Genomic DNA, 11,899 nt, shown 5'->3' on the forward strand with positions numbered 1-11,899 from the left:
GGACAGGCACGGAAATGTGCCTGTCCCGGCCGTCGCTTTTTGCCGGTCAGGCTGCACCCGTAGTGCGACCGGTCGGATCTCATCAGCAACCGTCAAGTCGCCGAAATATGAAGTGAAAGCGGGCCACGGACGGCCCACCAGTCAGGACCACACCACCACCCAAGGACGGATGTTAGTGATCCTCGTAACCCGCATCAACGGTGCCGTGTTCGCCCTGAATCCGGACCTGGTCGAGCGCGCGGACTGCACGCCCGACACGGTCATCACGCTGGTGGACGGCACTAAGTACGTCATCGCCGAATCTGTGCCCGAGTTCATCGACACGGTGCGTCTCTACCGCGCCTCGCTGATTTCGCAGGCGAGCCGCATGGAGTCCGAGCCGATCGCCATTGCCCAGTCGTCAGACGACGACCACGACGCCAAGGTGCTCCAGCTGCACCGGAAGGAACGCTGATGGACATCTCCACCATCGTTGGTGTTGTCGCCGCCCTGGCGATCGTCTTCACCGTCCAGATCCTCGAGGGTGGCTCGCCGTCCTCCATCCTGCTCATCCCGTCGATCCTGCTGGTGTTCGGTGGCGCCTTCGCCGCCGGCATGGCGGGCGGTGTGCTGAAGGACGCGACCGGCATCGGCTCGCAGCTCGGCAAGGCCTTCCTGGCCAAGGTCACGCCGCCGAACGAGCTGGTCGACTCGATCGTCAAGCTGGCCGAGCGGGCGCGCCGCGAGGGCCTGCTGGCCCTCGAGGACGCGGTCAAGACCGTCGACCACGCCTTCCTCAAGCGGGGACTGCAGCTGGCGATCGACGGCACCGACCCGGAGGAGCTGAACGACATCCTCCACGCCGAGGTCGCGGCCAAGAAGAAGGCCGACAAGGCCGGCGCGAAGCTCTTCGAGAACATGGGCGGCTACGCCCCGACGATCGGCATCATCGGTACGGTCATGGGCCTCGTCCACGTGCTGGCGAACCTCGACAAGCCGGCCGGTCTCGGCGAGGCCATCTCGGCCGCGTTCGTCGCGACCCTCTGGGGCGTGCTGAGCGCGAACATCATCTGGCTGCCGATCGGCGCCCGGCTGAACCGCCTCAGCGCGATCGAGGCGGAGGAGATGGAGCTCGTCATCGACGGCGTGCTCGCGATCCAGGCCGGCTCGAACCCGCGTCTGGTCGCCCAGAAGCTCCGCAGCCTGCTCCCGCCGGACGCGGCCAAGAAGGCCGAGGCCGCGGCGAGCACCAAGAAGGCGGCGTAACCGATGAGTTCAGGTGGCAAGCGCAAAAGGGGCGGTCACGAAGAGCACGAGGAGCACGTCAATCACGAGCGCTGGCTCGTGTCGTACGCCGACATGCTCACTCTGCTGTTCGTTCTGTTCGTGGTGCTGTTCTCGATGAGTGACATCAACCAGAAGAAGTTCGCGCAGCTCGCGGCCGGCCTCCAGGAGGGGTTCGGAGCGCAGAGCGCGGCCTTCACCAGCCGGGGCGGTGCCATGGACGGCAGCGGCAACAACTCCGAGATCGTGGAGATCGACCCGGGTGCCAACCCGGGTAACGGCACCACCGGCACCGAGCACATGACGGCGCAGCAGCAGCAGGCGGTGCAGGCGGCGCTGAAGGCGCAGGACCGCTCGCAGTCGTCGAAGAACGCGTCGGCGGCGGCCAAGGAAGCCGAGAACCTGAAGAAGATCGAGAACAAGATCTCCGACGCGCTGGCGAAGGAGAAGCTGCTCGGCTCGGTCAAGTTCACGGTCGACCGGCGCGGCCTGGTGGTCACCATCGTGACCAACGAGGTGGTCTTCGACGGCAACCGGGCCGACCTGCAGCCCGGTGGCGAGAAGATCCTGAACGCGATCGCGCCGACGCTGGCGAAGCTGCCCAACAACGTCGAGGTCGACGGCAACACCAACCAGCTCAAGGCGCAGACCACCTACTACCCGAGCGGCTGGGAGCTGTCGGCCGCGCGGGCCTCGACCACGGTCCGCTACCTGGTCGGGCACGGCATGGCCAAGAACCGGATGAGCGCGGTCGGCTTCTCCGACACCAAGCCGCTGATCGACCCGAGCGACCCGCGCTCGGTCACCATGAACCGCCGGGTGGACGTCGTCGTCCTCACCACGCTTCCGGCCGACCAGGCGGCGCTGCTGCCGGCCGCGGCCGGCGCCGACGCGAAGCTGCACTCCGGCCAGACCACGGCCCAGGCCGACGCGGTCGCCAAGGCGACTCAGCAGGCCGACAGCGCTGCCGATACGACCACCGACGGCACCGACGCCCCGGACGCGACCGACACGACCACCACCACCACGACCACTGACTGACCGAGGGGAGACTCTGATGGCGGACGAGAAGGAAGCCGCGGCCGAAGCGCCGAAGAAGTCCAACAAGATGCTGATCATCATCATCGCCGCAGTGGTCCTGCTGGGCGGCGGCGGTGGGGCGTTCTTCATGATGAAGGGCAGCGGCAGCAAGGCCGAGGCGGCGCCGAAGAAGGGCGTCGTCACCGCGATCGACAGCGCGATCACGATCAACTTGGACAGCGGGCACTACCTGAAGCTGGGCTTCTCGCTCCAGCAGACCTCGGACGCCGGCACCGAGGTGGTCGACACCAGCGAGGCGCTCAACCTCGCGATCGACGAGTACACCGGCAAGACGGTGGCCGAGCTCTCGACCGAGAAGGGCCGCGAGGAGGCCAAGGCCGACCTGCTCAAGCAGATCATCAAGGCCTACACGACGGACGGCAAGAAAGAGGTCATGGACATCTACTTCACGTCGTTCGTGACTCAGTAAGGCGTACCGAAAAGGGCGGGCTCACCCGGTGAGCCCGCCCTTTCGTCGCATGGCGTCGATAAATCGGACAAAACCGGCTCGGCGGCTCAGCGGTTGCGGAAGTGAGCCGATGAGGACGACGTGACCAGTTCGTCCTCCGCGGTCTCGCCCGCACGCTCCCCCGGGAAGATGTCACGTCGCGGCCGTGGCGAGGGGCCGACGACGTACGACTTCCGCCGGCCGATCAAGCTCTCCCGAGAGCATGTCCGCACGATGCAGATCGCCTTCGAGACGTACGCGCGAAGCTGCGGCACCCTGCTCACCACCCGGCTACGGGTGGTCTCGAGCGTCACGCTCGCCTCGATCGAGCAGCTCAACTACGACGAGTACGTCGCCTCCCTGGCCAACCCCACGGTGATCGCCGTGGTGTCGCTCGAACCGCTGCCCGGCTCGGTGCTCATGGAGATGTCGTCGAGCGCCGTCATGACCGCTATCGACCATATGCTCGGCGGCCCCGGCGGCCCCCAGCCGGAGCGACCGCTGACCGAGGTCGAGATGCCGCTGCTGCGCGGCCTGCTCGAGCGGATGCTGGGCGAACTGCGCTACGGCTTCGAGACCCTGGTCGACATCCAGCCGCAGCTCAAAGAGATCGAGTACAACGCGCAGTTCCTCCGCGCGCACCAGCCGGGCGACGCCTGCGTGGTCGCGACCTTCGACATGAAGATCGGCGTCGAGGAGTGCGTGGCCAGCATCTGCCTGCCGTTCAACACGATCCTGCCGGTGCTCTCGCGCACCGAGGCGGTGGTGCTCAGCGCGGCCGAGCGGGCGAGCCGGGATCAGGCGCTGCGCAACCTGACCGACGGTCTTTCCGCGGCTCCGATCGACGTGGCGGTCCGATTCCAGCCCATTCGGATGCGGACCGATGACATCGTGGACCTGCGTCCCGGCGACGTCGTCCCGCTCGGGCACGCGACGAGCCGGCCGCTCGAGGTGACGGTCAACGAGACCGTTTTCGCCCACGCAGTACCCGGTAATCAGGGGGCCCGCCTCGCGTGCCTCGTGGTGCCGTCGCCCAAGGAGACATCGCCCAAGGAGTCTGGCCGCCGATGACCGCGCCCACCATCACCGCGCCACAGCTCGCGCTTGCCCGCACCGCCGCCGAGGCCGCGCTCGCCGTCCTGCCCACCAGCCGTACGCTGGCCGCCGCCGAACCCGTGATGGCCGGCGCGGACCTCCTGACCGAGGGCCAGGCGGTCACCGCGAAGTTCAGTGGCGCGGCGACCGGCGAGGTCGTGGTGGTGGTCGGCCAGGACCTGGCGGACGCCCTCAAGGAGAGCCCACTCGGCGAGCTCGACCTGACCGCGGCGGTGCGGCCGGCCCTCGAGGCGGCGGCCCGGGCGTTCGGGCCGGTGGTGCTCGACCCGGGCGTGGTCATGGAGCCGGGGGTGGCGCTGAGCGCACTCGCGGCCAAGGACGACGCGGTGGCGGTGCCGCTGGTCGAGGGCGAGCAGGTGCACGCCGTCCTGGCGCTGGCGCTCACCCCGTGGCCGAGCGACGAGGCGCTGCCCGGCCCCGGCAACCTGGCCCCCCGCGAGGCGGAACGGGTGCCGGTGCGCGGCGGGCTCGACATGCTGCACGACGTCGAGATGGAGGTCTCGGCCGAGCTCGGCCGCACCCGGATGAGCGTGCGCGAGCTGCTGTCGCTGAGCCCCGGCGCGATCGTCGAGCTCGACCGGGCCGCCGGCAGCCCGGCCGACCTGCTGGTCAACGGGCGGCTGATCGCGCGGGGCGAGGTGGTCGTGGTGGATGAGAACTTCGGTATCCGGATCACCCAGATCGTCGCCCCCGGCACCGAACGGGAGTAACCGCGTTGTACGAGCTCGCGCTGCGGATCGGCTTCTCGCTGCTGGTCATCTTCGGCCTGATGTGGGGACTGGCCCGCCTGGTGCGCCGTCCGATGGGCAGCGGCCGGCATCACGGCCCGCTGCTGTCGGTGCTCAACCGCCAGCAGCTGAGCCGGGGCGCCGCGGTGACCGTGGTCCGGGTCGCCGACCGGGCGATCATCCTGGGCGTCACCGACCAGCAGGTGAGCCTGCTCGGCGAGGCCGACCTGGAGGACTTCGAGCTGCACCACACGCCCCACCGCGACCACCTGGCGGTACCCGAGGGCGAACTCGACCTGCCGGACGCCCATCCGGTGAAGGCCTCGGGCCGCCTCGACGGGTCGATCCTCTCGCCACGCACCTGGACCTCGACGATCGACTTCCTTCGCGACCGGACGACAAGGCGATGATCAGATGCGACGCCTGTTCCTGCTCCTGTTCGCCGCCCTCTGTCTGGGGCTGGTGGTGCTCCCCGCGGCGGCGTCGGCGGAACCGGCCGCGGTAACGGCCGTACACCAAGAGGTGCCGCGGGCGCCGAAGCCACCGACCCCGCCGACCAAACCCAGCATCAACCTGAACATCAACGGTACCAATCCGGACGGCAGCAAGCCGTCGTCGTCGCTGGTGATCGTGCTCGGCCTGACCATCCTGTCGGTCGCGCCGGCGCTGCTGCTGCTCTGCACCGCCTTCACCAAGATCTTCATGGTCCTCGGCATCACCCGGAACGCGCTCGGCCTGACCACGATGCCGCCCAACCAGGTGCTGGCCGGCCTGGCCCTGTTCCTGACCATGTTCGTGATGGGCCCGACCGTGTCGGCGATCAACCAGCAGGGCGTGCAGCCCTACCTCAAGGGGAAGATCAGCCAGAGCCAGGCGTTCGACGCGGGCGTCAAGCCGCTGCGGGCCTTCATGTGGAAGACGACCCGGCCGGACGAGGTCGGGCTGATGGTCAAGCTGGCCGGTCAGAAGCAGCCGAAGGACAAGGACGACGTGCAGCTGACCACGCTGATCCCGGCGTTCGTCCTGTCCGAGCTGCGGGCCGCCTTCATCATCGGCTTCGTCATCTTCATCCCGTTCCTGCTGATCGACATGGTCGTCTCGGCGTCCCTGATGTCGCTGGGCATGATGATGCTGCCCCCGGTGACGGTCTCGCTGCCGTTCAAACTCCTGTTGTTCGTGCTGGTCAACGGGTGGGGGCTGATTCTTACCGCGCTCGTGGCGTCGTACCGATGAACTTCAACGTCCCGATCGCGGACCTGTTGACGATCATGCTCGGGGCGGCCCGGACCGGCGCGTTCATGGCGCTCGCCCCGCCGTTCAACTCGCGGCTCATCCCGGTGCAGGTCAAGGCGCTGTTGTCGGTCGGCCTGACCCTTCCGCTGTTTCCCTATCTGCGCGGGACCATGCCGTCGCTGGAGACGTCGGACATCATCTTCAGCGCCGCGCTGCAGATCTTCATCGGGGGAGCGCTGGGCTTCCTGGTGCTGATGCTGTTCTCCGCGCTCCAGGCGGCGGGCGACATGCTCGACCTGTTCGGCGGCTTCACGCTGGCCACCGCATACGACCCGATGTCGTTCAACCAGAGCTCGGTCTTCGGCCGGTTCTACAACCTGGTCGCGGTCACGATCCTGTTCGCCACCCAGGGCCACCTGCTGATCCTGCGCGGCTTCCTCCAGTCGTTCCGCACGATGCCGCTCAACGTGACGTTCAGCCTCGAGACCTTCAGCCGCCTGCTGCTCAAGGGCATCGCCGAGCTGTTCCTGTCGGCCCTGCAGATCGCCGGGCCGCTGATCGCCGTGCTGTTCCTCACCGATGTCGCGTTCGGCCTGCTCAACCGGGTCGCGCCGGCGCTCAACGCGTTCCAGCTCGGCTTCCCGGCCAAGATCTTCCTGCTGTTGATCCTGTCCGGGCTGGCCCTCACCGCCCTGCCGCAGGTGGTGGAGTCGGTGGTCGACAAGGCGGTCAACGCGGTCATCCAGATCACCGGGGGGTGAGGTGGCCGGCGAGAAGACCGAACAAGCGACCCCGCAACGGCTCAAGAAGGCCAAGCGCGAGGGTCAGATCGGCCGCAGCCAGGACGTCGGGGCCTGGTTCGGCATGCTCGCGGCCAGCATCATGCTGCCCAAGACGCTCGGCGCCGCGATCGACCACTCCCGCGAGCTGATCGAGCGGGTGCCCCAGGTGATCGCCGACCCCGAGCCGGCCGAGGCGCTGGTGATGCTGCGGCAGGCGGCGATGGGCATCGCCTGGGCGGTGCTGCCCCTCGCGGCGACCCTGATGGTGGTCGGTGTCGCGTCGGCCGGCGCCCAGGGCGGCATCCGGGTCGCCACCAAGCTGTTCGTACCGAAGTTCAGCCGGCTCAACCCGCTGCCCGGGATCAAGCGGATGTTCGGCCCGCAGGCACTCTGGGAGCTGATCAAGGCGGTGGTCAAGACCTCGGTGCTGGCCGCGGTGCTCTACACCACGACCAAGGACCGGATCCCGACCCTGATGACGGCCGGGCAGCTGCCGCTCGGGTCGTTGCTCGCGGTGGTCAAGGACGCCGTGCTCGGGCTGGTGCGGGCGGCCGCGGTGGCCGGCATCGTGATGGCGGCGGCCGACTATTTCGTGGTGCGGCGGCGCACCAACAAGCAGCTCCGCATGACCAAGGAAGAGGTCAAGCAGGAGTACAAGAACTCCGAGGGTGACCCGCAGGTCAAGGCGCAGATCCGGTCGCGGCAGATGCAGATGGCCCGCAACCGGCAGATGGCCGACGTGCCCACGGCCGACGTGGTGCTGGTCAACCCGACCCACGTGGCGGTCGCGTTGCGTTACGAGCCGACCCGGGGTGCGCCGCGGGTGATCGCCAAGGGGCAGGGCGAGATCGCGACCCGCATCCGCGAACTGGCGCTCGAGCACCGGGTGCCGATGGTGCAGGACGTACCGCTGGCCCGGGCCCTGCACGCCAGCTGCGACGTGGGCGCCGAGATCTCGGCCGAGTTCTACGGCGCGGTCGCCAAGGTGCTGGCGTTCGTCATGAGCCTGAAGGCGCGCGGTTCGGCCGCCGGCCTGCATCGCAACCCCGACGCGTCTGCGGCATAGACCATATTTGGGAGATTTCCTCACATAGCGTGCTCGAACGGGGGAGGATCGGCTCGTGGGTGGTAACACCCTGTTCAGTGATGGTTACAGGAAGGCGCCGTGAAGAACCGCAACATCAGCAAACTCGCCGTACCCGTCGGGGTCATCGGCATCATCATCATGATGGTCGTACCTTTGCCGACCTTCCTGCTCGACACGCTGATCGCGCTCAACATCACCGCGGCCCTGCTCATCCTCCTGACCAGCATGTTCGTCCAGCGGCCGCTCGACTTCTCGGTCTTCCCGGCCCTGCTCCTGGTCGCCACCCTGTTCCGCCTCGCGCTCAACATCAGCGCGACCCGGCTCGTGCTGCGCGACGGCAACGCCGGCAAGGTGATCCACGCGTTCGGCAGCTTCGTGGTCGGAGGCAACCTGGTCATCGGCCTGGTGATCTTCCTGATCCTGGTGATCGTCCAGATGGTCGTGGTCACCAAGGGCGCCGAGCGGGTCGCCGAGGTCGGCGCCCGGTTCACCCTCGACGCCATGCCCGGCAAGCAGATGGCGATCGACGCCGACCTCAACGCCGGCCTGATCGAAGAGGCCGAGGCCAAGAAGCGCCGGGCCGACGTGGCCGCCGAGGCCGACTTCTACGGCGCCATGGACGGTGGCTCCAAGTTCGTCAAGGGCGACGCGATCGCGGCCATCATCATCACGCTGATCAACCTGGTCGGCGGCTTCACGGTCGGCATCCTCCAGCAGCACCTGTCGGCCACCGACGCGATGAACCAGTACAGCCTGCTCAGCGTCGGCGACGGCCTGGTCTCCCAGGTGCCCGCGCTGCTGCTCTCGGTCGCCACCGGCCTGATCGTGACCCGCTCGGCGACCACCGGCGACATGGGCTCCAGCGTCAGCGCCCAGCTCAGCCAGAACAAGCTCGCGCTGCGCATCGCGGGCGGGGCGGCACTCACCCTCTGCGTCATCCCGGGCCTGCCCAAGATTCCGTTCCTGCTGGTCGGGTCCGCGGTGCTGATCGCCGCCCAACGGATCAAGGACCCGGTGCCGGAGGCCGAACTGGCCGCCGCCGAAGCGGTCGAGATGCCCTCCCCGGACTCGCCCGAACAACTGCTCGGCGAGATGCGCGTCGACCCGCTCGAGCTCGCCCTCTCCCCGGACCTGGTCGACCTGGTCGACGCCAGCAGCGGCGACCTGCTCGACCGGGTACGCGCCCTGCGCCGCAAGATGGCCATGGAACTCGGCGTGATCATGCCGCCGGTGCGCACCCGGGACGACCTCGACCTTCCGCTCTCCTCGTACGCCATCCGGATCTCCGGCGTCGACGCCGGCACCGGCGAGGCCCCGCCCGGGACCGTCCTCGCCATCGGCGAGGGCCTGCAGGGCCTTCCCGGCCGCGCCGGCGTCGAACCGGTCTTCGGCCTGCCCGGCAAATGGGTGCCGGCCGAACTGCACTACCAGGCCGAACTCTCCGGAGCGACGGTCGTGGACCGCGCGTCGGTGATCATCACCCACCTCGCCGAGGTGGTTCGCAGCAACGCGTCCCGGCTGCTGGGCCGGGAGGACGTGCGGGCGCTGACCGAGACGGTCAAGCGCACGCACCCGGTGGTGGTCGAGGAACTGACCCCGGGGCTGCTCAGCCTCGGCCAGATCCAGAAGGTGCTGCAGGCCCTCCTCGACGAGGGGGTGCCCATTCGCGACCTGGTTCGCATCTTCGAGTCGTTGTCCCTGCGCGCCAAGGTCTCCGTCGACCCCGACGGCCTGATCGAGGCGGCCCGCGCCGCCCTCGGCCCGGCCATCGCGGCCAACTACGTGACCGAGGGGCGGCTCACGGTGATCACGCTCGAACCCATGCTCGAGCAACAACTGCTCGAATCGCTTCGTCCCAGTGAGACGGGCGCCTTCATGGCGATCGACGGCGCGCGCGCCGAAGCGATCGTCAGCGAGGCGGCTCGGCTGGCCGAGACCGCGGAACAGCAGGGCCTGACGGCCGTGCTGGCCTGCTCGCCACAGCTGCGGCTGCCACTGATGCGACTGCTCCGGGCCGGCTCCCGCCGGATCCAGGTGCTGTCGTACAGCGAAATCTCTGGTTCCACCGCACAGATCGAGACGATAGGGGTGGTGAACGGTGCCTACGCGGGTGCTGCTTGAGGGACCGGCCATCGAGCCACTGCTGGCTCAAGTACGCGATGAATACGGCTCCAAGGTTCGGATCATCTCAGCCGACAAGGTCCGCAGTGGCGGCGTCGGTGGCTTCTTTGCGAAGCAGCATTACGAGCTTTCCGTCGAGGTGCCGGACGAGTCTGCCGAGGACAGGATTGACATGGCGCGACAAACACGGACGCCGACCGAGAACGGCCGGCCCACGCTGGAACAACTGGTCGAGCGGGCGGAGGCCCAGGACCGGATGGACGAGTCGGCGCGTACGGTCAGCCGGCCGGCCCGGACGCCGGGCTTCGGCGCCGACGAAGGGCGACAGGCCGCGTTCGGTGACACCGGGGCGGCGTTCGCCGAGCTGATGGCGGGACTGGACGTCGGCGGGCACGACGCCGGATCGGCCGGGGCGACGGCGACACGTCCGTCACCGCGGCCCAAGGCGCCGGCGCCGGCCACGTCCCGGGAGGAGACGCCGACCGTGCGTCCGTTCCGGCCGGCCACCGCGGCCGCGGCGCCGGTCAACGCGCCGGTCAACGCGCCGGGCAGCCCGGCGGCGCCCGGCTTCGCCGCGGCCCAGCCGGCGACCTTCCCGACGGCCCAGCCGGTGAGCACGACGGCCCAGCCGGTGAGCACGGCCGCCAAACCGGTCAACCCGGCGGTCATGCCGGTCAGCCCGGCCGCCCGGCCGGTGAGCCCGGCCGCACCGCCGGCCGCGGTCGCCGCGGCGCAGGCGGCCGCGGCGAAGGTCGCCGCCGCTCAGGCGGCTTCGGCCAAGGCGGCAGCGGCGGCGGCGATCGCGGCGGCGATGCCGGTCAGCCCGGCCACCGCGCCGGCCCGCCCGCTCACGCCACTGCCCAACCTGGCCGAGCGGATCGGCGGACTCTCGCTGAGCGAAGTCGAGATCGACGAGCCGTCTTCCGCTTCCTCCTCCTCCGATGACGGGGAATTCGGCACGGACCACGCCGTGACACCGGTGTCGCCCACGTCGGCGGTGCCGAACACGGTTCCATTCCCGTCGCCGCCGCGCATGGCCGACAACGAGCCGGTGATCCACAACCTGATGTCGGTCGGCATGCCCGAGGCCATGGCTCGCAAGATCACCGGCGGGGACACGTACGCCGGGGTGCTCAGCGTCCTGGCCGCCCGCCCGTCCGCCCCCGGCATCCCGGACGGGCCGGGCGAGATCCTGGTGCTGGCCGGCGACGTCAACCTCGGCGTGCCGATCGCCAAGCACCTGCTCGAGCAGATCGGGGCGGGCGAGAATCACCTGCTGCTGGCCGCCCCGTCGACCGCGGGCACCGGACTGCACTCGTCGCGGCTGATCTCCACTCCGGAGGTGGCCGAGAGCCGGGTCGAGAAGCTGCACGCGGCCGACCACCCGTGGGTCGTGGTGATGGACGCGCCGGTCGGCGGCACCGACCCGCTCTGGGTCAACGACATGTGCGACGCCATCGGGGCGACCGCGGTCTGGTCGATCGTGGACGCCACCCGCAAGACGGCCGACACGGCACGGCACCTGCGTACGCTCGGCGAGGTCGAGGCCCTGGTCGTGCACGGGGTGGAGCTGACCTCCGACCCCGCGTCGGTGCTCGGGCTCGACCTGCCGATCTACTCGCTGGACGGCAAGCCCGCCACGCCGCACGCCTGGGCCGCCATGCTCTGTGCCCGGATCGCCGCCGACGTCATGCCGGTCGCGGCCGCGCCCCGCCGGGTGAGCCGCACGGTCCGGCAATGATCCGGCCCTCGGTCCTGCTGTTCGCGCTGCTGATCAGTGCACCGGCTCTGTACCGCTACGTGCTCGACCAGCTCGACATCTCAGCGGTACTGATCCGGTTCCTGATCGCGGTGCCGGTGGCGGCCATCCTCTTGGCCGCCCTCCGGTTCGTGACGGCCGGATACGGCAAGACCGAGGAGGTGCCGGCGGCCACCGTGCTCACACCGTCGCCGATGGACGCCACGCCCGAAGCGGGTCCAGGTTTGCCCAGCTAAACCGGTGGGTAAGGTGCGCTGGTGACGAGTGTGGACAATCGTACGG

13 protein-coding genes are annotated in these 11,899 nt (G+C 69.3%); all 13 read left to right on the plus strand.

The annotated features are described in order from the left end of the window. Positions 1-454 (plus strand): flagellar FlbD family protein (locus AB0M88_RS41775; protein WP_364111725.1); only part of this gene is annotated, 454 nt, incomplete at its 5' end. Continuing rightward, positions 454-1,245, plus strand: coding sequence for a MotA/TolQ/ExbB proton channel family protein (locus AB0M88_RS41780; RefSeq protein WP_364111727.1), 792 nt, complete (start codon positions 454-456; stop codon positions 1,243-1,245). The genes AB0M88_RS41775 and AB0M88_RS41780, both read left to right, overlap by 1 nt. Positions 1,246-1,248: 3 nt before the next feature. After that, on the plus strand, positions 1,249-2,304 hold the full coding sequence (locus AB0M88_RS41785; protein WP_364111729.1) for a flagellar motor protein MotB: 1,056 nt from the start codon (positions 1,249-1,251) through the stop codon (positions 2,302-2,304). A gap of 16 nt (positions 2,305-2,320) precedes the next feature. Further along, complete coding sequence (locus tag AB0M88_RS41790; RefSeq protein ID WP_364111731.1) at positions 2,321-2,773, plus strand: flagellar basal body-associated FliL family protein; 453 nt, start codon at positions 2,321-2,323, stop codon at positions 2,771-2,773. Positions 2,774-2,893: 120 nt separating this feature from the next. Beyond that, on the plus strand, positions 2,894-3,862 hold the full coding sequence (locus AB0M88_RS41795; RefSeq protein ID WP_364111733.1) for a flagellar motor switch protein FliM: 969 nt from the start codon (positions 2,894-2,896) through the stop codon (positions 3,860-3,862). Continuing rightward, positions 3,859-4,617, plus strand: coding sequence for a flagellar motor switch protein FliN (gene fliN, locus AB0M88_RS41800; protein WP_364111735.1), 759 nt, complete (start codon positions 3,859-3,861; stop codon positions 4,615-4,617). Before AB0M88_RS41795 ends, fliN begins: the two co-directional genes overlap by 4 nt. Before the next feature lie 5 nt (positions 4,618-4,622). Next, the gene (gene fliO / locus AB0M88_RS41805; protein WP_364111737.1) at positions 4,623-5,045 is read left to right on the plus strand and encodes a flagellar biosynthetic protein FliO; all 423 of its coding nucleotides are present in this window, start codon (positions 4,623-4,625) and stop codon (positions 5,043-5,045) included. Between the two features lie 4 nt (positions 5,046-5,049). Next, positions 5,050-5,868 carry a flagellar type III secretion system pore protein FliP gene (gene fliP / locus AB0M88_RS41810; protein WP_364111739.1) on the plus strand — a complete coding sequence of 273 codons (819 nt, stop codon included), beginning with the start codon at positions 5,050-5,052 and terminating at the stop codon, positions 5,866-5,868. After that, positions 5,865-6,629, plus strand: a complete 765-nt coding sequence (locus AB0M88_RS41815; protein WP_364111741.1) for a flagellar biosynthetic protein FliR — start codon at positions 5,865-5,867, stop codon at positions 6,627-6,629. Before fliP ends, AB0M88_RS41815 begins: the two co-directional genes overlap by 4 nt. A gap of 1 nt (position 6,630) precedes the next feature. Next, on the plus strand, positions 6,631-7,716 hold the full coding sequence (locus tag AB0M88_RS41820; protein ID WP_364111743.1) for an EscU/YscU/HrcU family type III secretion system export apparatus switch protein: 1,086 nt from the start codon (positions 6,631-6,633) through the stop codon (positions 7,714-7,716). Between the two features lie 99 nt (positions 7,717-7,815). Then, complete coding sequence (locus AB0M88_RS41825) at positions 7,816-9,858, plus strand: flagellar biosynthesis protein FlhA (protein ID WP_364111745.1); 2,043 nt, start codon at positions 7,816-7,818, stop codon at positions 9,856-9,858. A 172-nt stretch (positions 9,859-10,030) separates the two neighbouring features. Beyond that, positions 10,031-11,599: a hypothetical protein gene (locus AB0M88_RS41830; protein WP_364111747.1), complete on the plus strand. Its 1,569-nt coding sequence runs from the start codon at positions 10,031-10,033 to the stop codon at positions 11,597-11,599. Then, a complete protein-coding gene (locus AB0M88_RS41835) occupies positions 11,596-11,853 on the plus strand; it encodes a hypothetical protein (protein ID WP_364111749.1) in 258 nt (85 codons plus the stop codon). Before AB0M88_RS41830 ends, AB0M88_RS41835 begins: the two co-directional genes overlap by 4 nt. Positions 11,854-11,899 lie beyond the last annotated feature (46 nt).

This window comes from Actinoplanes sp. NPDC051411 (assembly GCF_040682075.1).
Lineage (GTDB): Bacteria > Actinomycetota > Actinomycetes > Mycobacteriales > Micromonosporaceae > Actinoplanes.

Coding starts and splice junctions, on each gene's coding strand:
- AB0M88_RS41780 (WP_364111727.1), top strand. CDS start 454: ATGGACATCTCCACCATCGTTGGTGTTGTCGCCGCCCTGGCGATCGTC.
- AB0M88_RS41785 (WP_364111729.1), top strand. CDS start 1,249: ATGAGTTCAGGTGGCAAGCGCAAAAGGGGCGGTCACGAAGAGCACGAG.
- AB0M88_RS41790 (WP_364111731.1), top strand. CDS start 2,321: ATGGCGGACGAGAAGGAAGCCGCGGCCGAAGCGCCGAAGAAGTCCAAC.
- fliN (WP_364111735.1), top strand. CDS start 3,859: ATGACCGCGCCCACCATCACCGCGCCACAGCTCGCGCTTGCCCGCACC.
- fliP (WP_364111739.1), top strand. CDS start 5,050: ATGCGACGCCTGTTCCTGCTCCTGTTCGCCGCCCTCTGTCTGGGGCTG.
- AB0M88_RS41815 (WP_364111741.1), top strand. CDS start 5,865: ATGAACTTCAACGTCCCGATCGCGGACCTGTTGACGATCATGCTCGGG.
- AB0M88_RS41830 (WP_364111747.1), top strand. CDS start 10,031: ATGGCGCGACAAACACGGACGCCGACCGAGAACGGCCGGCCCACGCTG.
- AB0M88_RS41835 (WP_364111749.1), top strand. CDS start 11,596: ATGATCCGGCCCTCGGTCCTGCTGTTCGCGCTGCTGATCAGTGCACCG.